General features: G+C 68.5%; 17 protein-coding genes and 1 pseudogene. 12 read left to right on the top strand and 6 right to left on the bottom strand.

Translation table 11 applies throughout. The features are described 5' to 3' along the window. Both ACFP1K_RS20825 and ACFP1K_RS20820 read right to left on the bottom strand, forming a co-directional pair. Nucleotides 1–447: pseudogene (locus ACFP1K_RS20825) on the bottom strand (IS5 family transposase); the annotation flags it as partial. Nucleotides 448–1,209: 762 nt separating this feature from the next. Further along, nucleotides 1,210–1,731 carry a hypothetical protein gene (locus ACFP1K_RS20820; protein WP_380755785.1) on the bottom strand — a complete coding sequence of 174 codons (522 nt, stop codon included), beginning with the start codon at nucleotides 1,729–1,731 and terminating at the stop codon, nucleotides 1,210–1,212. A gap of 276 nt (nucleotides 1,732–2,007) precedes the next feature. Here ACFP1K_RS20820 and ACFP1K_RS20815 point away from each other — a divergent pair, with 276 nt between their 5' ends. Further along, a complete protein-coding gene (locus ACFP1K_RS20815; RefSeq protein ID WP_380755798.1) occupies nucleotides 2,008–6,099 on the top strand; it encodes an nSTAND1 domain-containing NTPase in 4,092 nt (1,363 codons plus the stop codon). A 445-nt stretch (nucleotides 6,100–6,544) separates the two neighbouring features. Here ACFP1K_RS20815 and ACFP1K_RS20810 read toward each other — a convergent pair whose 3' ends face one another. Beyond that, on the bottom strand, nucleotides 6,545–6,889 hold the full coding sequence (locus ACFP1K_RS20810) for a hypothetical protein (protein ID WP_380755783.1): 345 nt from the start codon (nucleotides 6,887–6,889) through the stop codon (nucleotides 6,545–6,547). Between the two features lie 347 nt (nucleotides 6,890–7,236). On the opposite strand from ACFP1K_RS20810, the gene ACFP1K_RS20805 reads away from it, so the two are divergent. From ACFP1K_RS20805 to ACFP1K_RS20765, 9 genes are all read left to right on the top strand, one after another. Next, entirely contained in the window at nucleotides 7,237–10,527 is a 3,291-nt protein-coding gene (locus ACFP1K_RS20805; protein ID WP_380755781.1) for an AAA family ATPase, read from the top strand. A 121-nt stretch (nucleotides 10,528–10,648) separates the two neighbouring features. Further along, complete coding sequence (locus tag ACFP1K_RS20800; RefSeq protein WP_380755779.1) at nucleotides 10,649–11,143, top strand: SigE family RNA polymerase sigma factor; 495 nt, start codon at nucleotides 10,649–10,651, stop codon at nucleotides 11,141–11,143. Next, nucleotides 11,140–12,231, top strand: coding sequence for a hypothetical protein (locus tag ACFP1K_RS20795; protein WP_380755777.1), 1,092 nt, complete (start codon nucleotides 11,140–11,142; stop codon nucleotides 12,229–12,231). Before ACFP1K_RS20800 ends, ACFP1K_RS20795 begins: the two co-directional genes overlap by 4 nt. A 459-nt stretch (nucleotides 12,232–12,690) precedes the next feature. Further along, on the top strand, nucleotides 12,691–13,800 hold the full coding sequence (locus ACFP1K_RS20790) for a glycosyltransferase (protein WP_380755775.1): 1,110 nt from the start codon (nucleotides 12,691–12,693) through the stop codon (nucleotides 13,798–13,800). Beyond that, nucleotides 13,797–15,116, top strand: coding sequence for an aromatic ring-hydroxylating oxygenase subunit alpha (locus ACFP1K_RS20785; RefSeq protein WP_380755773.1), 1,320 nt, complete (start codon nucleotides 13,797–13,799; stop codon nucleotides 15,114–15,116). The genes ACFP1K_RS20790 and ACFP1K_RS20785 overlap by 4 nt, the downstream gene beginning before the upstream one ends. Beyond that, on the top strand, nucleotides 15,113–15,625 hold the full coding sequence (locus ACFP1K_RS20780) for an aromatic-ring-hydroxylating dioxygenase subunit beta (protein ID WP_380755771.1): 513 nt from the start codon (nucleotides 15,113–15,115) through the stop codon (nucleotides 15,623–15,625). Before ACFP1K_RS20785 ends, ACFP1K_RS20780 begins: the two co-directional genes overlap by 4 nt. A 7-nt stretch (nucleotides 15,626–15,632) precedes the next feature. After that, complete coding sequence (locus tag ACFP1K_RS20775; protein WP_380755769.1) at nucleotides 15,633–16,841, top strand: MFS transporter; 1,209 nt, start codon at nucleotides 15,633–15,635, stop codon at nucleotides 16,839–16,841. A gap of 4 nt (nucleotides 16,842–16,845) precedes the next feature. Continuing rightward, entirely contained in the window at nucleotides 16,846–17,238 is a 393-nt protein-coding gene (locus tag ACFP1K_RS20770) for a carboxymuconolactone decarboxylase family protein (RefSeq protein ID WP_380755767.1), read from the top strand. Beyond that, nucleotides 17,228–17,764 carry a hypothetical protein gene (locus ACFP1K_RS20765; RefSeq protein WP_380755765.1) on the top strand — a complete coding sequence of 179 codons (537 nt, stop codon included), beginning with the start codon at nucleotides 17,228–17,230 and terminating at the stop codon, nucleotides 17,762–17,764. Before ACFP1K_RS20770 ends, ACFP1K_RS20765 begins: the two co-directional genes overlap by 11 nt. On the opposite strand, the gene ACFP1K_RS20760 is transcribed toward ACFP1K_RS20765, so the two are convergent. The 3 genes from ACFP1K_RS20760 to ACFP1K_RS20750 form a co-directional block, all read right to left on the bottom strand. After that, entirely contained in the window at nucleotides 17,707–18,363 is a 657-nt protein-coding gene (locus ACFP1K_RS20760; RefSeq protein WP_380755763.1) for a flavodoxin family protein, read from the bottom strand. The two genes, ACFP1K_RS20765 and ACFP1K_RS20760, sit on opposite strands and share 58 nt — an antisense overlap. A 153-nt stretch (nucleotides 18,364–18,516) precedes the next feature. Further along, nucleotides 18,517–19,182: a response regulator gene (locus tag ACFP1K_RS20755; protein WP_380755761.1), complete on the bottom strand. Its 666-nt coding sequence runs from the start codon at nucleotides 19,180–19,182 to the stop codon at nucleotides 18,517–18,519. Further along, on the bottom strand, nucleotides 19,179–19,985 hold the full coding sequence (locus ACFP1K_RS20750; RefSeq protein ID WP_380755759.1) for a sensor histidine kinase: 807 nt from the start codon (nucleotides 19,983–19,985) through the stop codon (nucleotides 19,179–19,181). The genes ACFP1K_RS20755 and ACFP1K_RS20750 overlap by 4 nt, the downstream gene beginning before the upstream one ends. Nucleotides 19,986–20,098: 113 nt before the next feature. Between ACFP1K_RS20750 and ACFP1K_RS20745 the strand changes: the two genes are divergently transcribed. Together ACFP1K_RS20745 and ACFP1K_RS20740 are read left to right on the top strand one after the other, a co-directional pair. After that, on the top strand, nucleotides 20,099–20,794 hold the full coding sequence (locus ACFP1K_RS20745; protein WP_380755757.1) for an ABC transporter ATP-binding protein: 696 nt from the start codon (nucleotides 20,099–20,101) through the stop codon (nucleotides 20,792–20,794). Then, nucleotides 20,791–23,073, top strand: a complete 2,283-nt coding sequence (locus ACFP1K_RS20740; protein ID WP_380755755.1) for an FtsX-like permease family protein — start codon at nucleotides 20,791–20,793, stop codon at nucleotides 23,071–23,073. Before ACFP1K_RS20745 ends, ACFP1K_RS20740 begins: the two co-directional genes overlap by 4 nt. Nucleotides 23,074–23,153 lie beyond the last annotated feature (80 nt).

The following is a 23,153-nucleotide window of genomic DNA, read 5'->3' as shown; positions in this document are numbered from 1 at the left end:
TGATCGCGACAGAGATCGGCAGACCGGTCCGTTCGGTGATGAGGTGGATTTTCGACCCGTTCTTGCCGCGATCGACAGGATTCGGGCCTGTCAGGTCCCCCCTTTGACCGCTCGCACGCTGACCGAGTCGATCGCCCATCGCGACCAGTCCAGCTCACCACGGGCACCGAGCTCGTCCAGCAGGATCCGGTACAGCTTGGCCCACACCCGGGCGGCGCTCCACTCGGTGAAGCGACGATGCACCGTCTGCCAGGAGGCACCGAAGACCGGCGGCAACTGCCGCCACACACACCCGGTGGTGGCCACGTACACGATCGCCGCCAGTATCGTCCGGTCGTCCACCCGCCGCCGCCCACCACCTTGCGGCCGCGTCGGTGCCGGTGGGACCACCCCCTGGAACAACTCCCACAACTCATCGGGGACCAGCCGTTGAAGAAACGCATCCACGACCGATCTAACGATCAATCCCCAAATGAGTCACGGTCTTACTAGGGCGAACAGGTGCAAACCAAACGCCCTCTCAGTGAGCCCCTGGCCTTGCAGCAGGCGAGGCCCGGCCAAGTAGGAGGCCCCGGACATGGCCGGGGCCTCACGCGGACGATTCAGATCGTGTTCTCATGGCTTTAACGATCTGCCGCGATCCGGTTGTTCTTCAACCACACGTCGCACAGATATACCAATATACAGAACCTATTTCCCGCGCATTCTCTTTGTGTATCACGCGTGGGCTCGCCATCAGTACTCGCAGTCAGGCGAGTCCATTATGCGGATTCTGTCCACCACCCAGCCGTCACCGTCGGCGTCCGTGACGGAAGAACTCGGCCTCAAGCAGATGGTGGTGCCATGGGTGTAATGCAATCGAGCGCCGTCGTCGTTATTACGGGAGTTGTATACGGCGTAAGCACCCCTGGCTCTGGTACTGAGATTCTGCCAACCGCTAGTGATGTCCTGGTACGCCGCGGTCGGCCTGTTTGCCGCCCAGTCCGCTTTGGTCTTGTAGAAGCAGACCCGCGGCCAGATGCACCCATGGGCGCTCCCAAGCGTCCCCGGGGGCTCGAGACCGATCGTGCGGGCGTCGGCGGGAGGCCCGCCTAGAATGCAAATGGTGAGAGCTGCCAAAACAGCCGCAACACCATTGATCACGAGTTGCTTGAGTCTCATTGATACTCTCTCCTGGATGTAAGGCCGCTACCTCGAGTGGTCAGCCTGTTATGGGCAGGAGCCGTATCTCTGCGCCTTGACTGTGGCCAAGCCCCAGTCTTCGACCTTGACGTAGACCGGAGTGCTCATCCCCGAGCGGTTGTACGTCATGGTCCATGCCTTACCGGGTACTTCGAGGAGTACCCGGTAGCAGTAGCCGGCGTCCACACGGAAGGCATCCCAATCCTGGCCGGCGGGAGTAGTGCGGTTGGTGGCGAGCCACATCGTCTGAGACGTCGAAACGCAGCCGGTTCTCGCTGTACCGGTGGTGCCGTCCTGGCACGTCCAGTTGCGAAAGGCCATTACGCCCAAGCTGCTCTGGTTCGTCGTCGTCGAGCAGAGGACCGAGCAGTTGCCTCCGGCCGCCGGGGACATCGTCACCAAGGCAGCGCCGGCCTGGGCCACAGGTGCGGTGAGGGTGACCAGCGGCAGAGCAGCGCAGACGGTTGCCAGCGTCAAAGAAGTGATTCGTTGGCGAGCGATCATGTCTGTCCCTATCTCGTGTCGATCGGATTTTCCGAGAATCATCATTTGGCCGAAGATTTTGCCGCGTGAGGCTTACAGCAGATCAATCACCTCTAGGAGGACGATCGACATGGGTGTCCCACGGGGATGGCCCGCGGGGGCCAGATGTGGCGCGGGTGTCACTTGATTGATGCATTCGTACTGTGCGGGTGTGTAGGGGGCAGGCCGTTGCTGGAGTATCATCGCTGGTGAGGGGTTCACAATGACTTTTCGGTCCGGTTCGGTCCGAATACTTTGGGCTTGATGCGCAGATGTAAATACTCCAGCCTGATATACGTGAACATGGTGAACGAGAAAGAGTTGTCGGCGCGGCGGTTGTTCGCCGTACGGCTGAACGAGCTGCTGGACCTGACCGCTGATCTGCCGATCAAGAGGGTGGTGGCTGAGGTCAACCGGCGCCGACCTGCCGGGCTGGGGCGCCCGGTGAGCGGGCCACGGGTCAGTGACTGGAGACGCGGCCGGCATCTACCGGAGTCGGAAACGTCGTTCTTGGTGATGGTCCGGGTGCTGCTGGAGCACTGCCGTCGGCGGGGGGTGCTGCCGGAGCAGGTGAGTGACGGGTTGTTGGACGAGGAGCAATGGCGGCGGTGGTTACGCGATGCTCGCGCTTCTCCGCCTGATCCGGTAACCATCGGCCCGGTCCAGATCGGTGAGAACGCGGCGATCGATGGCCGTGCCGATCGGTGGGCCGGGCGGTGTCCCTATCGGGGGTTGGCAGCGTTCGACGAGCGGCAGGCGGAGGTGTTCTATGGTCGGGAGGAGTTGACCGCTCAGTTGGTGGACACCCTGGCCCAGCGGCTGGATCGCCCGGGGATCTTGGTGGTGGCCGGGGCGTCGGGGGCGGGTAAGTCTTCGCTGGTGCGCGCGGGATTATTGCCAGCGCTGGCGAGTGGAGGGTTGAGCGCGGAGTCGGCCACCTGGCCGGTGTCGGTGGTGTATCCGACCGCAGCCCCGCGTGATGAGCTGGCGCGGACGTTGGCTTCATTCGCCGGCGTTGCCCCCGGCCCGATTCGCACTTTGCTGGAGACCGAGCCGCGGCAGGCGCACACCGTGGTTCGTGATGCGGTGGTCGCCAACGCCCGCACCACGGGCGGTGGACCGGTCACCAGTAGCGGCGATCGTCTTGTGCTGGTTGTGGATCAGTTCGAGCGGATCTTCACTCTGCCCGAGGACACCGATCCCGGCGCCGCGGGATCGGCCGAGGCGCAGCGGGCGGACTTCATCGCCGCGCTGCACGCGGCGGCGACTCGGCCCTGCGGCCCAGATGACGAGCCGACAGCGTTGGTGATCGTGGTCATCCGTAGCGATTTCCTAGCCGACTGCGCGAGCTACCCGCAGCTGGCCGGCGCGGTGAAGGACGGGTTGTTCCTGGTCGGGCCAATGAGCGAATTGGAACTGCGGCTGGCCATCACCGGTCCCGCCGGACGAGCTGGTTTGCAGATCTCATCGGCGCTGGTAGAGAGCATCCTCGGTGAAATGCCCTCCACCACTGGTGAGGGTCGCTACGAGGTAGGGGCGCTGCCGTTGCTGTCAGAAGCAATGCGACTCACCTGGGAACATCGCGAAGGTGCTCATCTGACCAGCCGCAGCTACGCGCGGTCCGGTGGAGTCGCCCACGCTATCCAGACCAGCGCCGAAGCGGTTTACATAGCCCTGCCTGCCCACAAGCAGGCCGTCACCCGGCAAGTGTTCCATCGGCTGACCAAGCTCACCGGTGATGGGCGGGCAGTTCGCCGACCCATGCCTTACCAGCGGCAACCGACCCACCAGTCCACGAGCCTGCCACCGCCGGGCACGGCCGACTTGCCGGTCGGGCACTCAGCCGACGTCGGGGAAGTGGTGGAGGCGTTCGCCGAACAACGACTCATCGTGGTGGGCGAACAGACCGCGGAGATCACGCATGACGCCCTGCTGCACGCCTGGCCACGGCTTCGTGGGTGGCTGGAGGAAGATCCTGCCGACCGGGCGCTGTACAGCCGACTACATGACGACGCCGAAGACTGGGCGCGCAATCAGCATCACGGATCGTTTCTCTATCGTGGTGAACGCCTGACCTCGGCCCTGCACGCCCAGCCTCGCTGGCAGACCGACATTGACCGCTATCCTGCCCTGTCAGGCACCGCACGCCGGTTCCTGGAGGCCGGCAGGAACGCTCAGGCACGCGCCACCGTGCTGCGCCGTGCATTGGTCACCGTCTTGACCACTCTGCTGATTGCCGCCATGATCGCGGCAGCCGCGGCCATGAACACTCAGCAGAACAGCGGTCGCCAGCGCGATGTCGCCGTCTCCCGCCGACTGGCCGCGCAAAGCAGGCTACTCACCGGCGACCCCGCCCTGGCCGCGCTGCTGGCAGTAGCGGCCTGGCGGATCAGCCCCACTCCCGAAGCCCGCGCCAGCATGCTCACCGCCCTCAATAACCCGCAACGCGCCGTCCTCACCAATCCCACTCGCTCGATCACCGCAGTGGCCGTCAGCCCGGACGGGCAGACGCTGGCCACAGGCAGCCACGACGGCACGGTACAGCTGTGGGAGATCAATACCGGTAAACCCATCGGTGCCCTACTCACCGGACACGCTCAGGGGCTTATCTCTATGGCTTTCAGTCCTGATGGGCAGATGCTGGCCACCGGCGGCTTCGACGGCAAGTTCCCTGTTTTCGACGGCATGGTGCGGCTGTGGGAGGTCAAAACCCGCAAATTTGTCGGTGACCTGCGCGCCTTCCCCCCTGATGGAATTTCCGCAGTGGCTTTCAGCCCGGACGGGCAGATGCTGGCCACCGGCAGCACCGGCACCGCGCAGCTGTGGAACGTCAAGACCCGCACACTCATCGGCGTCCCGCTCACCGGCCACGCCGGCCAGGTCTCCCTAGTGGCCTTCAGCCCGGACGGGCAGGCGCTGGCCACCGTCGACAACGGCCCCCTTGGCGACGGCATGGTGCGACTGTGGGAGGTCAAGACCCGCACACCCATCGATGCTCCCTTCGTCGGCCGCACCGGGGTTTCCACGGTGGCTTTCAGTCGGGACGGACGGACGCTGGCCACCGGTAGCCGTGACGGCACCGCGCAACTCTGGAACGCAAAAACCCGCGCACCCCTCGGCGCTCCGCTCCTCGGCCGCATCGACGCAGTTGATTCGGTGGCGTTCACACCCGATGACCAGACGCTGGCCGTCGGCAGCCGCGACGGCGCGGTGCAGTTGTGGAACGTCAAAACTGCCACCCCGACCACCACTTTGATCGCCGGCCACACCGGCCCCGTTTCCTCGGTCGCGTTCAGCCCGGACGGCCAAACGCTGGCCACCGGCAGCCGCGACGGCACGGCACGGCTGTGGAAGGTCAAGACCCGCATGCCGATCGCCATCCTGCTTTCAGGCGTCACTCGTAACTCGCCGCTTAGGCCTGCCTCTGTGGCAGTCAGCCCGGATGGCCGGACACTGGCCGCCACCAGCGTCGGCGGCATGGTGCAGTTGTGGGAGGTCAAGACCCGCACAACCATCGGTGCCCCATTCGCCGTCCACCCTGGCGAGGTGAACTCGGTAGCCTTCAGCCCCGACGGACAGACACTAGCCACCAGCGGCTTCGACGGTTTCAACGGCACCGCACGCCTCTGGAACGTCAAGACCCGCACCCCCATTGGCGCCCCGTTCGCAGGCCACACCGGCGGAATCTACTCGGTGGCCTTCAGCCCGGACGGGCAGACACTGGCCACCGGTGGCGGAGACGGCACCGCGCAGCTCTGGAACGTCAAGACCCATACGCCCATTGGTGCCCCGCTGACCGGCCACACCGGCGAACTGTCCCTTGTGGTTTTCAGCCCGGACGGACAGACGCTGGCTACCGGTAGCCTCGACGGCACCGCGCGGTTGTTCAACGTCAAAACCCGCACACCCATCGGCGCCCCGCTCAGCGACCACACCGGGGCGATTTACTCGGTGGCTTTCAGCCCGGACGGACAGACCCTGGCCACCGGCGGCCTCGACGGCACCGCGCGGTTGTGGAACGTACAAACCCGCACACTCATCGGTGCTCCGCTCCTCGGTCACACCGGTACCGTTAGCTCTGCGGCCTTCAGCCCAGACGGACAGACGCTGGCCACCGGCAGCCTCGACGGCACCGCGCAGCGGTGGGACATCGCCTCTCGCACACCCATCGGTGCCCCGCTCAGCAGCCACACCGGCGTCAGGTCGGTGGTCTTCAGCCCAGACGGTCAGACACTGGCCACCGGCAGCCTCTACGACGGCATCGTGCGATTGTGGGAGGTGGGGATCCCCAGGGATCTGCTTGGAGCCGTGTGCGCGATCCCCGCGCGCTCTCTCACTCGTGTCGAGTGGGCACAATATGTCCCCGAAGTTGACTTTCGTACCGTGTGTCCTTGAACCAGATCTGCCACCGGTTCGCGAGCAGGTACGCATGCGACGGATCTCCGACCTTCCCTCGCGTACCCACCGCTGTCGCTGCTCCACCAGCCGGCAATCTTCGTGCTCAGCTGCAAGAGCCTCACGCCCGTGCGCGCATCGCCGCTACTCGCTGCGACATCCGAATGGGTGTGGGCTCGGATTGTGCTGCTCCCTGGCTTTGCCAGCGGTGCGCAGTGGCCACGGCAATACCGGCGACCAGGCCGAGTGGCCGGCCGACCTCGTCCGGCGTGGGATGGTCGTGGGTCGGCAGACCGCGGCGCATCTACGCACCGACCCGGCCTGGGAGCCCTGCGCGCTGTATTGGCAGCTCCAGCGCGTTGTGGCTTAACGGAATCTGGTGGCCAAGGCGTGGTTCGGCATGCACCCGCCGGGCCCCGTAGGTGCTGCGCGAGTACCGGAGGATTCAACCTCTGTCGCACGTTCTCTGGCCGGACCTGAATCCCGCGGTAAAGCCTATGTCGTATGCCTCGTCGTCGGAGATTCTCCCGTGCTGGGGAATCTTGCCGCACTTGGTTCCGGCCTCGAAGCCCTCGGAGTAGCCGTTCGAACAGACTTTTCTCTGCTTCTTCTTGAGGCCGCTGCAAACGGGCGGCGCGGCCTTCGAGATCGCCGTGACGTGACTGCCGCCGGCGCTGGCGGACGTCGGAACGACTGAGGCTTGAGTCCCGATCGGTCCGAACACCAGGGCGGCGATCAGGGGACTGGCGAAGAGCAGACGTTTTTCGTGCATCCTCGTCTCCTTCCTCATGAAGGCACTCGTTCCTCGACGGGCTTCATGAAGACGAACCTTGGAAGTTCCCGCTTCAACACCCTCTCGAATGAGGGTCTCTCGGCTGTGGCCCTGATTTCCTCCGACCGATGGCGATGTCGTCCCGACATCGCAGGCCACCGTGGGCTGCGCGTTCTACCATCGTGCGGTCCGATTTATCGGCGCGTCCAGACGGTTGACTCCAATGTGAGCACGGTTTTGCCTGTTGACGAGCCCGGCGTGTCGCAGGCCATGGGTGCTCAGGGGCCGCGTACCCGCCAGCACGTAGCATTTCCCTCGATACCCACGCATTCTCCTCAAATCTACCCATGCTGAGGAAGGGCTCGATGGCCGACGCCTCCCCCTCCCGACGAAGCGTCGGGACCGAACCGGGGCTCGTCGTACCCGCTGCCGCCGCACCCGTGGGCGGTCCGGGGAGTGGTGCCGCTTCGCTGACCGTTCAGGTTCTCGGTCCCTTGCGGGTGTGGCGTGACGGGGTCGAGGTCGACACCGGGCCTCGACAGCAGGCCTACCTGCTGGGCCTGTTGCTGATGCGTGCGGGTCGACCGGTCAGCACTTCTGAGCTCATCGACCTCGTCTGGGACGACGGCATGCCGACGTCGGCGGTGAACATCGTCCACAAATATGTCGGGACGTTGCGACGGCTGCTCGAACCGAACCTGCCCGCGCGGGCGCCGGGCTCCTACCTCCACCGGCGCAGCAGCGGCTACCAGTTCGACGACAGCCGCGTGGCACTCGACCTGGCTGAATTCCGCCGGCTCCTCGGCCTCGCCCGTGCCGCACTGGGCGCTCACCGGTTCGATGAGGGGGCCAACGCCTACGAAGAGGCTTTGTCGCTGTGGCGAGGGTCCGCGGGCGACGGGCTGGCCCTCAGCGCCGCCGCCGGCCCGCTGTTCGCCTCCGTCAACCGCGAGCTGCTCGACGCCTGCGTCGAGGCCGCTCGCGCCATCGTGCCTCGCGGTCATGGCAAACGCATCCTGCAACCGCTGCGCCTCGCCGCATGGATCGCGCCCATCGACGAGACCATCCAGGCGACGCTCATGACCACCCTGGCGGCGTCGGGACAGCAGGCGGAGGCCCTGTCCGTGTTCGACACGGTGCGAGCGCGGCTGGCCGACGATCTGGGCATCGACCCCGGTCCAGTGCTTCGCGAGGCGCACCGGCAAGTTCTTCAACAAGCCGGGGCTGTCTTCACACCACGCGTCGCCGGCTCTCCCCCGAAAGGCGCACCCAGATCCAAGTCCGGCGCGAACTCCACGAGCGGGGCGCGAAAACCTCCCGGCAGCCGGTCCGATCGTCTCGTGGGCCGGCAAGAAGAACTGGCCCTTCTCCGCAATGCCGTCGACTCGGCCACCTTCGGCCGAGCGCAGATCGTGCTCGTCGAGGGTCCACCAGGAGTGGGCAAGAGCCGGTTGCTTGCCGAGGTCACCGACCAGGCCGCCGCGAACGGTGCCTCTACCTTCTGGGGCCGATGCCACGAGGGAGAAGGCGCCCCGTCGATGTGGCCCTGGGTGCAGATCGTCGAGGCCCTGATCGCGGCACTGCCGGAGGACGAACGGGCGCGTTGGACCACCGAACTCGGCGACTTGCTGCGGCACTCCGCTCACGATGCCGAAGTCATGGCGCGGCCGGATGCCAGAGCGCAGTTCCGTCTGTACGGCAACGTCGTCGCACTGTTCGGCGCGGCCGCCGCGCGCCGGCCCTTGGTCGTGGTCGTGGACGACCTCCACTGGGCAGACCAGGCCTCGCTACAGCTGTTCGCACGCTTGGCCGAGTCGCTCCCGGACAGGAGCGTGTTGCTGGGTACCTTCCGCGGCCACGCGCCGACGCCCAGCCCGCACGTGCGGCGCATGCTGGCGGCGGTCGCGCGCCAGGACCGCCACCGGCGCATCGCTCTTGGTCCCCTCGGCCCGTCTGACGTCGCCGAGTTGGTCCACCGAGAGACCGGGCGGTCTCCGAGTCCCGGCGTCGCGCGAAACATACAGGCCCGCACCGAAGGCAACCCCCTGTTCGTGCGCGAGCTCGCGAGATTCCTGGCCGAAGAGGACCATCTGTCCGACCAAGCGGCAGCCCAGGCCGCCGTCCCGTCCACGGTGCGCGACATCGTCCGCGACCGGATGAGCAAGCTCGACGACGGGGACCGTCGCCTCATCGAGATCGCGGCCCTGATGGGCCGCGACATCGACGCCCGCCTGTTGGCGAAGGCATCCGGCCTCGACGCGTTGCGGTGCCTCACTCGCCTGGAGGCCCTTGAGGCGCTCGGCCTGGTCGAGGTGACCTCCGGCTCCTTGAGTGACTGGCGGTTCGTGCACGACCTCGTCCGCGAGTCGGTGGCCCGCTCGACGCCCCGATCGAACGCGAGCCACTTCCATCTGCACATCGCGGCCGCGCTCGCGCAGACCCAGGAACCGGCCGAGCGCCATGGTGAGGCACTCGCCCACCACCTGTGCTCGGCGGGCCCGCTCGCCGAGCCGGAGCGGACGGCGCGAGCACTCATCGTCGCGGCCCGCATCGCCGCACGGCGATCCGCCTACGAGACCGCGGAGAAGCACCTGGGCACCGCGAGCCGAATCGCCCGCGGCGCCGGACTCCCCGGCCTTGAGCTGACCGCGCTCACCGAGCTGACCGCCGTCGCGGGTATCCACTCCGGCTTCGTCGGAGCCACCATGGACCATCTGGACCGCGCCGAGGAGGTCGCGCGGTCGCTCGGCAAGGAACGGGAGGCCACAGGCTTCCTGTTCTCCCAGTTCCTGGCGCACGCCCAGGGCATCCAGCTTGAGGCCGCCGGGCGTCTCGCGCGCCGGCTGCTCCATCATGGTCAGCGCTCCTCAGACCCTGTCGTTCAGGCATCCGGCCATCATGCGTGGGGGGTCTACCAGTGGAGTTCAGGCAACATCGGTGAGGCCTACCGGAACCTGAGCCACTCCGATTCGCTCATCCGTGCCCAGCCGGAGGCCGAGCCGCTGCGCCACCGGCTGCAGATGATGACGCCGGTCATGCTGGCGCTGAACACCACGCTGTACGGTGATGTGGTCGCCGCGCGCCAGCTTTTCGACGTGGTGGAGTTCGAGGCCGGCGACGACCCTTACGCCATCAGCATCTGGGGCTCGTTCGCGGTGACCGCGGCGGCCGCCGCGGGAGACTTCGCCTGGGCGCTGCGGGCGGCCGAGACGGCGATCAACGCCGATCCGGACTTCTCCTTCACCTTTTCCGGCAGCTATCCGCGGCTCGCGTGGCACTGGGCGAAGGCCATGTCCGGCGGTGACCCGGTCGCCTCGGCCACGGAGATGGAGCGCATCATCGAGAGCGCACTGGTCGACCCACCTCGATCGAACCTGGCCACCTGGTACGCGCTTCTCGCCGAGATCCAGTTGTACGCAGGCGATGTCTCCGCCGCCATGACCGCGCTGGACCTGGCCGACAGGTTCATCGACACCTACGGCGAACGGTACGCGGAGGGCCTGGTGCTCCTCATCCGCGCGAAGGCACTCCGAGCCGGCGGCGACGTCCGGTCCGCCGTGCGCACCACCCATCGAGCGCTCGTCCTTTCCCGGGAGCGCGGAGCCCGCCTCTTCGCGGCGCGCGCCAACGACTTGCTCGCCGAGCTCCCCGTGTAGCGGCACGATGACGTTTCGCGGCTACGGGCGGCGCGATCAGTCGTGGGTCGACGTCGTCGCGTTATGCGACCGATACGCTGACGTTCCAACCTGGAAGCCCTCGGCAGAGTTGTTCTGATACATGGACCGTTTCGAGGGGTTCCATGAGTTCGTACGCGCTCGCCAGCAATCGCTGATGCGGACCGCGTACCTGCTCACCGGGGACGCCCATCTCGCCGAGGATCTGCTGCAGACGGTTCTCACCCGTGTCGCCGCGCACTGGGCCAAGCTCGCCGACGGCGGCAACCCCGAGGCGTACGCCCGCAGAGCCCTCGTGAACCAGACCATCTCGTGGCGCCGGCGCAAGCGGGTCGAGCTGCCTGGAGCCGAACTGCCCGAGCGGGCCGAGTCCGGGCAGTCGCATGACGAGGCGACCGTGCGCCGCATCGCCCTTCATCACGCGCTGGCCCAGCTCACGCCGAAACAGCGAGCCGTGATCGTGCTGCGTTTCTACGAGGACCGCACCGAGCACGAGACCGCGCAGCTCATGGGCGTCTCGATCGGCACCGTCAAGAGCCAGACCCACTACGCGCTGTCGAAACTACGGGCGCTCGCCCCTCAGGAGGTGTATCGATGAAAACGCTGCGTGAGGATCTGCAGGCACTGGCCGAGCAGGCGCCCACCGTCGATCTTGCGGCTCGGGCGGTTCGCGGCGCTCGCAGAAGGCGAGTGAACCGCCTGGTCATGGCCACGGCCGCCGTGCTGTGCGTGGTCTCCGGTGGCGGCTTCACGCTGCTTCAGCAGGCATCCCCTGCACCTCAGATCCTGTTCACGCCACCGGAGACCACGGTGCTCCCACTGCCGGAGAAGGGAGTCGGACCGGCGGAGCAGGCGTACCGGCCCAAGTGCCGGCGCGACGGCAAGCCGTGCGCCGAGGACGCCTGGCGGATCGTGACGCGTGAAGGCGACACCTACGAGCTGGCCGGGGCGGTGACAGGGCCGCTGGCGGTCACGGCGGACGGCCGCCGGATCGCGTACTACAACTCGAAGCAGCGCGGGATCGTGGTACGCGACCTGGCGAGCGGCAGGACGTGGAAGGCGCCGCTGAAGCAGCCCGAGGAGGACTTCGCGGTCGAGTTCACGCTGCGACTGTCGCCCAGCGGGCTGCGGTTCGTCGTGTCGGGGTGGGGCGGGCGCCGAGAACCGAACAAGCTGGTGGACGTGGAGCGCAAGACCGTGACCGACCTCGCCCGCGGGTGGTGGCCGGTGAGCGTGTCGGACAAGTCCGGACCCGTCGTGCTGGCCAAGCCGTTCAACATGACCAGCCAGGTGTGGGTGCTCGGCCACGATCCGATCACCATTCAGGATTTCACGTACGACTACAGCGCCCTCGCACCGGACGGGCGGAGACTCGTCCGGCTGGGGCAGACCGTCGACCCGAATCGAAGGCCGATGGTGCGGCGGGACGGCTCGATCGTCATCTTCGACGCGATCAGTGGCGGCGGGGAGACTCGTGTACCCATATCCGGACTTCCGGAAGGGCTCGCTCCTTCGCGGCTCGGGAGCTGGCTGAACGACACGGAACTGACCGTGCTCGCCGAACCTCAGAAGCCCGACGGGCCGACGTCGGCGGTGTACGCGGTGGACGTGCGAACGGGCGAGAGCAGGGAGCTGTTCGCGCTGCGCGACGACGGCCCGTCCGTCGTACCGGGACTCGTCCGCTGACCGCGGCCGGGTCGGCGCCGTCGGGACCACACGCTGGAACAACTCCCACAGCTCATCAGGTACCGGTCGCTGGAGAAACGCATCCACGGACGATCCGACGATTGACCCCAACTTAGGCCAGGGCATGGGTGGCGGGCTTCCTGTCCCTTGTGTGATCCGTTACTAATTGGAGGAGCCCTATAACGACTATTGGTATCTCGTTGCCGACCGCAATGGCCGCATTCGTTGGCGTTGATTGCACATCTCGGCGGGCTTTGCGAAACTGCCTGGGTGACAAGTGGTGAATCCGGTTGTTTCGGGATTGTTTCGAGTAGCGTCGATCGATCTGTCCCCTCAGCGACGGGGAATGCGTAGAGCCTCGTAGCAGGCTTAGTCGTCTTCTTTCGATGGATCGGAGATCTGATGCGCGTCGCCCTCCTCACCACGACTCAGCATGGCCACCTGAATCCGTATATTCCGGTGGTCAATGCGCTCCAAGCCGCCGAGAGTGAGGTCGCGCTGCTGCTGTTGTCCGCGGACGGTGGCGTGCTCGACGAGCAGCGTCGCCAGGCCTTGGGCAAGGCGGAGGTGCACGCGATCGGGCAGGTCGAGATGGCGCCGTGGAGTGGTGACCCGGCGAAGATCGGCCCGATGCTCCGGTCGTCGCCGGTGGCGGACCAGACGGCTGACGCGCTCAAGGCGACGGCGCCTGACTTCGTGCTCGTCGATTCGCTGCCGGTCACGGCGTCGGCCATGGCCGGCGCACAGGCGTCCGGGGTGCCGTACGGGATGATCTGGGCCAACCTGGGGGGAGTATGCCCGCGCGAGCATCGACGAGGCCGCTGGGCGTACGACGAGCAGGTCGGCGACTATCTGACCAGGCACGGGGTGTTGTGGTCGGCCCGGACTCATTCGGCGCGTTCGCCGATTCTCAATCTGATGCCGACGATTCCTGCTCTCGTCGGGGACGACGCGGTCACCGACGACGGTGTGCGGCTGGTGGGGTTGCCGGGTGCGGCGGGGACCCGCGGCGACGAGGTCGCCTTCTCGGGCCTGGATCGGGTCGACCCCGGCCGCCCGGTGGTGTACGTCTCCTTCGGCACGATCTTCCACCGGCGGCCGGACCTGCTGCGCACGGTGATCACCGGCGCGGCGGCGACCGGTGCGCAGGTGATCGCCTCGGTAGGAGATCTCGCCGAGGAGCTCGCGCTGCCCGGCGACGTGCTCACCGCCCCGTACCTGCCGCAACGTGAGGTGCTCGAACGCGCCGACGTGTTCATCACCCATGGCGGATACAACTCCGTGGCGGAGTCGATCAGGGCGGCGACACCGATGCTGGTGATCCCGCTGGCCGTGGATCAGCCCGTCCAGGCGTACTTCGTGGGCAGGGCGGGCTTCGGGACGGCGTTGGAGCCGGCCGGAGTCACCGAGCAGGCGGTCGCCGGCGCCGTCACCGATCTGCTCGATCCCGCCCGGGACTACCGGGCCCGGCTGCGCGCCGCGCGGCCGCAGTGCGGCGACTCCGCCGTGCGCACGGCCGAGCTGGTCATCGGCACGGTCGAGACGCTACAGCGACAGGGGGAGCGGTGACGATCGAACTGCGGCGGCCGGTGGGCGACCCGATCGTGATCGATGATCTTGAGCGCCTCTCGTTCCGGGTGGATCGCCGCGCCTACACCGACGACGACCTGGCCGCGCGGGAGATGACCAGCATCTTCGATCGCTGCTGGTTGTACGTCGGGCACGAATCGGAGGTCCCCGGCCCGGACTCCTACGTGGCACGCGACGTCGGCGGGCGCCCGGTGGTCATGGCACGCGGGTCCGACGGCGTGATCCGGGTGTTCGCGAACAGCTGCACTCACCGCGGGGCTCTCATCTGCTCGCAGCCGGCCGGGCAGGCCAGGTCGTTCCGGTGCCCGTATCACGACTGGACGTTCTCCAACCAGGGCGACCTGGTCGGCGTCCCGATCCCGGACGGGTACGGGCCGGGCTTCCGGAAGGCGGACTTCGGCCTGGCGCGGCACCGTAGCGACGGTTACCGCGGTTTCGTGTTCGTCACCTTCGATCCGGAGCAGCCGCGCACCCTGACCGAGTACCTGGCGGGTGCGACGGAGTACCTCGATCTGATCGACGACCAGTCGGAGGTCGGGATGGAGGTGATCCAAGGCGCGCAACTCCACGGGGCGCGGGCCAACTGGAAGCTCATGATGGAGAACAGTGTCGACATCTACCACTTCCGGGCCCTGCACAAGCGTTACGTCGGCTACATGGAGTCGCTGGGGTCGGTGCCACCCCGACGACGAGGCGGCTTCGGCCGCGCCCTCGGACTGGGGCACGGAGCCAACGAGCTGCCCCCGGCGGCGGCCCGCCCGCTCGCCTACTGGACGCCGATGTTCGGCGCCGAGGTCCGGCCGCGGATCGAGGCGACGGCCGCACGGTTCGTCGACCGGTTCGGCGCCGAGCGCGCCGAGCGGATCACCGGCACCAATCGCGCGGTGCTGATCTTCCCCAACTTGATGATCATCGACGCGATCGCGATCACGATCCGCAAGATCGACCCGATCGGCGCCGGCCAGATGGCCATCACCTCGGTCGCCCTGGCCCCCAAGGACGAGGATCCGGACATCCGGGAACTCCGCAAGAGTCACTACCTGACGTTCCTCGGCCCCGCCGGCTTCGCCACTCCCGACGACGTCGAGATCGTCGAGTCGTGCCAGCGGGGCTATCTCAACCGCGCGGTCCGCTACTCGGATCTGTCGCGCGGCATGAACAAGGAGGTCCCGGAGACGACCGACGAGCTTCCCGCCCGCGAGTTCTGGCGGCAGTGGGACCGGCTGATGCACGGCGACGACGGTCACGTCGAGGTCGCTCACCGGGCCGGGACGCGAGGGGCGGAGTTACGATGACCACCGAGCTGACGGTCGGCGAAGCGGCCCAGGTGCGGTTGTGGCACCGGGTGAGCCAGTTCCTATTCCGTGAGGCACGGCTGCTCGACGAGTGGCGCCTGCTCGAGTGGTACGACGAGATGCTGACCGGCGACATCCGCTACACGGTGCCGGCCACCGACGTCCGCGGCGAGACGGCCGACGCGCTCGGGCTCATCGACGACGACGCCGCCCGGCTACGCCAGCGGATCGAGCAACTCCTCAACGGTGAGGTGTGGTGCGAGAACCCTCGGTCGCGGACGAATCGGATGATCGGCAACGTGGAGATCCTGGCCGATCGGGGCACGCACCTCGACGTGGCGGCGAATGTCGTCGTGTACCGGTTCGGGCACGGCCGCTCTGACGCCTACGTCGGAAAATGCCGGTTCGAGCTCGTCGTCGAGGGCGAGTCGTTCCGGGTCCGGAGACGGGTCGTGGTGCTCGACCACGAGACGTTGTACGAGCACGGAAAGCTCAGCATCATCCTGTGACCGGACAGTGACGGCGGCCGGCCCCGGCAGCGTCCCGCCCGTTGCCGCCGCCCACCCGAGCCTCCCTCGCGAGGTCTACGTCCTCAGTGTCGTCGGTGGCTGCGTCATGCTGGGCCTCGGACTGGTGCTCCCGGTGCTCCCGGTGTACGCGGCGGCGTTCGGGGCCGGGCCCACCCAGATCGGAGCGCTCGTCGCCCTGTTCGCCTTCCTGCGGCTGGCCACCAGTCCTTTCTGCGGCCGGCTCGGAGTTCGTTTCGGGGAGCGGCGCGTCCTGGTCGCCGGCCTGTTGTTATGCGCGGTCTCCTCGGCCCTGACGGCGTTCGCCGGGTCCTACGGGCAGCTGCTCGTGTTCCGCGGCCTCGGCGGCGTCGGCTCGGTGCTGTTCTCGGTGTCCGCGCTGGCGGCACTCCTGGCGATCGCGCCGGCCGGGCAGCGGGGCCGGGCCAGTGCCGTGTTCGAGGCGGGCTTCCTGCTCGGCGGGATCTGCGGACCGGCACTGGGCGGGCTGCTCGCTCTCATCGCCCTGTCCGCGCCGTTCGTGGCGTACGCCGTGCTGTTGCTGGCCGCCGCGGTACTGACACTGGCGGTGCTCCGCACCGGCCGGACCGCCGGCGCGGAGCCCGGCCGTGACGTGGTCCGGCTACCGGTCCTGCTGCGGGATCGACGCTATTTGGTGGCCTGCCTCGCGGCGCTGGCGCAGGGATGGGTCCTGTTCGGGCTGCGCAGCGCGCTGGTCCCCATGGTGGTCGTGGCGTGGCGGCATGACGTGACGTGGGTCGGGTGGGCGTTCACGATATCCGCCGTCGTCCAGACGCTGCTGATCATGCCGGCGGGCCGGGTCGTCGATCGGGCCGGCCGCCGGCCCGCCATGATCGCCGGCACCGGCGTGGCCGCGGCGGCGATCACAGCGTTGGTGTTCGTGGACGGGTACGCCTGGCTCGTCGTCCTGCTCAGTGTGTACGCGGCGGGATCGGCGCTGCTCAACGCCGCACCGGCCGCGCTGATCGGTGACGTCGTCGCCGGCCGGGCCGGCAGCGGCGTCGCCGTCTTCTCCATGTGCACCGATGCCGGCGCCGTGGTCGGTCCGGTCGTCGTCGGGCTGATCGCCGAGCGGGTGAGTGTGCCGGCCGCATTCGGCAGCGGCGCCGCGCTGCTGGTCGCCGCCTTCATGGCGTCGTGGACGTTGACAACTGTTCGGCCAACACGAAGGAGTTGATCCGATGAATCAGCCGTCTGCCCGGCATGAGCGGGGCGAGGCCATGTTCCAGCAGGTCTTCGGCCGCGAACCGCGCCCGGGTTCCTACCCGGAGTTCCTGCGGATCACCGTCGACCACTTGTTCGGTGAGATCTGGACCCGCCCGCACCTGAGCGTCGAGGAGCGCGAACTGGTCGCGCTGACCGCGGTCACGCTGGCGCGGACCGATTGGGAGTTACGCGGCCACATCGGCGCCGCCCTGCACCTCGGGATGTCGCGAGAGAAGATCGTCGAAGTCATCATCCAGCTCGCGTACTACGGTGGCTGGCCGGTCGCCAACAACGGGCTGCGCGTGGCCCAGGAGGTCTTCGCCGAGTTGGACGGCGCCGCAGGGAGGGACGCGGACCATGACCGGTGAACCGTCTCCCCTCGACCCGGCCGAGAAGGTCGACCTGTGGCGCCAGCGGTTCTTCGAGGCCCAGGCGGCCGCGGAGGAGTTCATCCTGGGACAGCACGGCGAAGAAGGCCTGGCCGCGTGGATCCAGGCGAACTCCCGCATCACCGCGAAGCTGCTGCGAGCGCAACGGCCCGCCGGGGTCTCCGCCACCGATCACTTCATGACCCGGCTCCAGCGTCAGCTGTTGCTGTACGACTCGGCGGTGACCAGTGAGCCCCAGCCGTCGGGCACCGTCCTGCGCAACGCCGACTGCGGGATCCTCCGGTACCGCAAACGGGCCGCCCGTGCCGGCGTCGTGCTGACGTTCTCGTCACCGTGCCCGTACTGCCAGGAACTCAACACCGCCATCGCCGCCCGCTACGTGGAACCGGACGTCACGGTGTCGTGCGAACAGGCGGGTGACGGGTGCACCTGGCGCGCGGAGTCTCCTCACGCGGAAGGAGGGGACGCGGCCGGGTCACCGCACCGCGGACGAGCCGGTGATTGAACCAGCGGCAGTGCCACGCGGTCTCTGGCCGGCGACCGGCTGCCGTCGAGCGTCATGCCGAGTTGCCGGCCCACGGCCACACACATGTCGGGCGCCGCGGTGCGGGTCAGGTCCTGATGATCGTTCTGGGTGAAGCACGCCGACGCCACGTTCTTGTTCTTCAGGCGTAGGTACCACGGGAACAACGATCCCAGGGCCGGCTCGGTCAGCATCGTGCGCGAATGCACGATCGTCCCCACCAGCAGGTTGCCGAACGGACGTTGCCCGGCGTTCATGAAGCTCTTCAGGCGTTCCTGGAAGATCTTCAGCACCGCGGGGACGTTCCCCGCGTACACCGGCATGGCGAGCAGCATCGCCTGCGCGCCCTCGGCCAGCTCGACGACATGCTCGAAGTCGTCGTCGAGCGTGCACCGGCCCACCTCAGGATCAAGGCAGGTGTCCTCGCCCTCGCACATCGCGATGCGATGGTCGATCAGCCGGATCCGCTGGATCTCCGCGTCACCGACCTCCCGGACGACGCCGGTGATCGCCGCTTCGAGCAGCGCGTCGGTCAGCGACGGGAGACGTTTCTGCGTGCAGGACAACGCGACGATCTTCATCCGAAGGGTCTCCCCTTTGTCCGCTCGGCGCCACCCGACACAGCTCCGTGGCCGCACACCGGGGCAGCCTCAACCTACCCACAATCGAATACCACCGAACGGGTGTCGGAAACCACGAGCAGGCACCCTCACCGCGGCGGCCGGGGAGACGAGTCACGGGCCCGGGGAGATCAGCCCTGTCTCGTACGCCACCACGACCGCCTGGGCGCGGTCCCGCAGGTTCAGCTTCATGAAGATGCGGGCGGCGTGGGTCTTCACGGTGGCTTCGCTGAGGGTGAGTTCCCGGGCGAGTTCCGCGTTGGAGAGGCCGCGGCCCATCAGGGTGAGGACCTCCAGCTCGCGGGGCGTCAGCGCGGAGAGTTCCGGGTGTGCCGACGGCGGCACCGGGGAGCCGGGGGCGAAGCGTTCGACCAGCCGCCGGGTGATGGACGGGGCCAGGAGGGCGTCACCCGTGTTGACCAGGCGCACGGCGGCGGCGAGGTGTTCCGGGGTGACGTCCTTGAGGAGGAAGCCACTCGCGCCGAGGCGCAGCGCCGTGTAGACGTACCGATCGAGGTCGAAGGTGGTCAGCATGATGACGCGGCAGCCGGGGACGTGCTCGAGAGTCAGCCGCGCCGCCTCCAGGCCGTCCATGGTGGGCATGCGGATGTCCATGAGGACCACGTCGGGCTCCAGGCGGCGGGCCGCCGCCACCGCCTCGGCGCCGTCGGCGGCCTCGCCGGCGACCTCGATGCCGCGCACGGTCAGGATCAGGCGGAAGCCCGCGCGGACCAGGGCCTGGTCGTCGGCGATGAGGACGCGCGGTTCGGCGGCGGTCATGACGGCTGGAGGGGGATGCGGGCGCGTACCCGGTAGCCCCCGCCGAGGCGCCGGCGGGCGTCCAGGTGGCCGCCGTACACGGCGACGCGTTCGCGGAGCCCGAGCAGGCCTCGGCCCGTGCCGTCGCCCTGTCCGGTGGAGGGCGGCGGCGGGTCGCCGGAGAGGACGCTCGGGCCGCCGTTGAGCACCTCCACCCGCAGCGAGCGCTCCGCGTACCGGATGGAGACCTCGGCCCGGTCGCGGTCGCCGTGCTTGAGGGCGTTGGTGAGGGCCTCCTGCACGATGCGGTACGCGGTGGCGTCGATGCCGGGTGGCAGCGGGCGCTGCTCACCCGAGATGCGTACCTCGACGGGCAGGCCGGCGAAGGAGATCCGGTCGATCAGCGTGCTGAGCCTGCTCAGGCCGGGCTGCGGATCGAGCTCGTCACCGCCGGCCGACGGGGCGAGCAGGCCGAGCAGGTGCCGCAGCTCGGTCATCGTGTCCCGGCCCGCGTTCTCGATGGCCAGCAGCGCCTTGGCGGACTCGTCGGGCATCGTGGCGAGCACGTCGCGGGCGGCGCCGGCCTGCACCACCATGAGGCTGACGTTGTGGCTGACGATGTCGTGCAGCTCGTGCGCGATGCGCGCCCGTTCTACGTGCACGGCGCTGCGGGCGGCGCTCTGGCGTTCCCGTTCGAGCAGCCAGCTGCGCTCCTCGATGGCCGCGCGGTGCAGCCGCCGCGACCGGGACAACGCCACGCCGAGCCCTCCGGCGGCGACGCAGGCCACGGCCAGGCTCAGCACCAGCCAGGCGGTACCGGACATCCACACCATGTCAGCTTCGCAGAATTCGGTACGGCGAGCGTCATCCCGCGGGTCCATCGACTTACATCTGTGGGCCGATGTACGGCGGCCGCGGTCCCTGCAGACTCTCCGGCATGACCGAGGACAAGAACGTCGTGCGCCTTGTGGACGTGCGCAAGGAATACGGCGACACGACCGCGCTGGACGGCGTGAACCTGGAGATCCGCGCCGGGGAGGCGGTCGCCGTGATGGGCCCGTCCGGGTGCGGGAAGTCGACCCTGCTCAACATGGTCGCGGGGCTGGACCGCCCCACGTCCGGAACCGTCGTCGTGCAGGGCGAGGACCTGGGGAAGCTGAACGAGACGCGGCGCGCGCTGTTCCGCCGCCACCGCATCGGCATGGTGTTCCAGTTCTTCAACCTGCTCGACGACCTGCCCGCGCTCGACAACATCGCACTCGCCGCGCAGCTGGTCGGCACCCCGGCCAAGCAGGCGCGTGCCCGGGCGCTGGAGCTGCTCGACGAGCTCGGCGTGGCCGATCGCCGCGACCTCTACCCGGCCGCGCTCAGCGGCGGTGAACGGCAACGGGTCGCGGTGGCCCGCGCGCTGATGAACCGGCCGGCCCTGCTGCTCGCCGACGAGCCGACCGGTGCGCTCGACAGCCGCTCCGGCGAGCAGGTCATGGATCTGCTGCTCGACCTCAACCAGATCGGTCAGACCCTGCTGATCGTGACGCATGATCAGCGGCTCGCGACCCGCTGCGCGAGCCGCGTCGTCGAGCTCGCGGACGGCCGGGTGACCCGCGAACGCGACCTGGAGCGTACGGCGTGAGCGCGGTGTGGCGCGCGGCGCGCGCGGCGGTACGGCGACGACGGCTGCAGACCACCGTCATCGGGATCGTCGTCGGCCTGTCCTCCGTGCTGATCGTGGTGGGGCTCGCGCTGATGGCTGCCACCTTCGGCCCGTTCGACCAGGCGTACACCCAGCAGCAGGGTGCCCACCTCGTCGCCTCCTTCGACAGCGGCAAGGCCACGGACGCCGCGCTCGCCGGCTCGGCCCACCGGTCAGGGGTGTCGGCCGCCGCCGGTCCGTTCGGTCAAGCCGCCGTCGAGGTGACGATGGACCCCGATCAGCCCCCGATCGTCATGACCGTCGTGGGCCGCGACAAGCCCGACACCGCGGTGGACAAGCTTTATGTCTGGCGGGGCCGCTGGGTCACCGGACCCGGCGAGATCGTCATCAACGCGGAGCCCGACGCTGACGTGCCTTCGAGGCTCGACACGGTGACGCTCGACAACGGCCGTACGGTGAAGGTCGTCGGTTTCGCCTACTCGGTGAGCCGGTCGGCGCAGGCCTGGGTCGCTTCCGAGGAGATGGAGGCCCTGCACCCGACCGCCGAACAGATGCTCTACCGGTTCACCGCCGCGGCCACCGGCGCGGAGATCGGTGCCGGCCAGGCGGCCGTGACGGCCGGGATGCCGGCGGGGGCTCTGCTCGGCACCCAGTCGTATCTCACACTTCGGGCGAACGCCGAACTGAGCGCGGGAATCTTCGTCCCGTTCCTGATGATCTTCGGCTGTTTCGGGCTCGTCGTCGCCGTCCTCATCGTCGCGAACGTGATCAGCGGGGCGGTCGTGGCCGGGCTGCGGCACATCGGCGTGCTGAAGGCCCTCGGTTTCACGCCGAACCAGGTGATGGCCGTCTACCTGACCATGGTGCTGCTGCCCACGGTCGCCGCCGCCGTCCTCGGCACGTTCCTCGGCAACCTTCTGGCCATGACCGTGCTGTCCAGCGCCTTCTTCGAAAGCTACGGCGCCGGCGCGTTCCACGTGGCGCCCTGGATCACCATCACGGCCCTGCTCGGGGTGCCGGTCCTCGTCGGTCTGACCGCTCTGCTCTCCAGCGTCCGCGCGAGGCGCCTGTCGGCGGTCGAGGCGATCAGCGCGGGAAGCGCACCGCGGCGCGGCCGGGGGCTCCGCGTCCAGCGCCGGCTCGGCGGTACCCGCCTGCCCCGGGCGGTCAGCCTCGGCGCCGGCCTTCCGCTGGCCCGGCCGGCCCGCAGCGCGCTCACCGCGGCCGCCGTCCTGCTCGGCGTGGCCGGTGTGACCGTCGCGATCGGGCTGTCCGGCTCGGTGACCGCCTACGTCGACGCGGACTCCCGCGCGGACGCCGTACAGGTCGAGGTGCGCCCGGCAAGAGGAGGGCCGGCACTGGGCGACCAGGCCGATGAATCGATGCTTCGCGCCCTCCCCGGTGCCGAGCGCGTGGTGGCGAGGAAAGAGCTGATCATGCGGCGGATCGGCGGTACGGAGCCGACCCGGGTACGGTTCTACCGCGGTTCCGACGCCGGCTTCGAGATGCTGAGAGGGCGCTGGCCGGCCGCTGCGGGCGAGGTGGCGGTCTCCCGGCGCTTCCTCACGCAGAGCGGGCTCGCACTCGGCGACACCTTCACGCTCGATAGGGATGGCAAGCGGCTGTCCGCGCGCGTCGTCGGCGAGGTCCTGATGGGCGCCGTCGACCCGGTGCTGTCCAACTGGGCCACGCTGACCCAGATGGCCCCTGGCAGCCGAGCCGACGGGTACGAGGTGAAGCTCGCCACCGGAGCCGACGACGCCGCGTACGCGGCCGCTGTGAAGGCCGCGGACCCCGGTCTCGACGCCAGGCCGAAGCGCGTACCGGGCTCGGTCCTCGTCGCCATCTATTCCACCATCACGCTGCTCACCCTGCTGCTGGGTGCGGTCGCGGCCCTCGGCGTGTTCAACACGGTCGTCCTCAACGTCCGGGAACGCCGGAGGGAGCTGGGAACGCTCAAGTCGATCGGCATGACACCCCGCCAGGTGGTCCTCATGATGGTCACCTCGATGGCCGCACTGGGCTTGGCGGGTGGCCTCGCCGGCGTCCCGATCGGCGTCGTGTTCCAGCGGTACGCGATGTACGCCATAGCGCGCGCAGCTCAGATCGTCATCCCGGAGCACATGCTCGACCTCTACTCCGTGCCGGTCGTGGTCCTGCTCGTCCTGGCGGGCGCCGTGATCGCGGCGGCGGGTGCCTTCCTTCCGTCCCGCTCGGCGGCCCGTCTCACCATCGCGGACGCCCTCCGCACCGAGTGATCGACCAGGCGATCCGACCCTGGTTTCGAGCGGCACACGAAGAAGCGCGCCGGGCCCAGGCGAAGTCGCCTGGACCCGGC

Source organism: Sphaerisporangium aureirubrum, from assembly GCF_042658925.1.
GTDB lineage: Bacteria > Actinomycetota > Actinomycetes > Streptosporangiales > Streptosporangiaceae > Sphaerisporangium > Sphaerisporangium aureirubrum.
The sequence above is the reverse complement of the archived record's forward strand: the minus strand, read 5'-3'. Positions and strand labels throughout refer to the sequence as shown.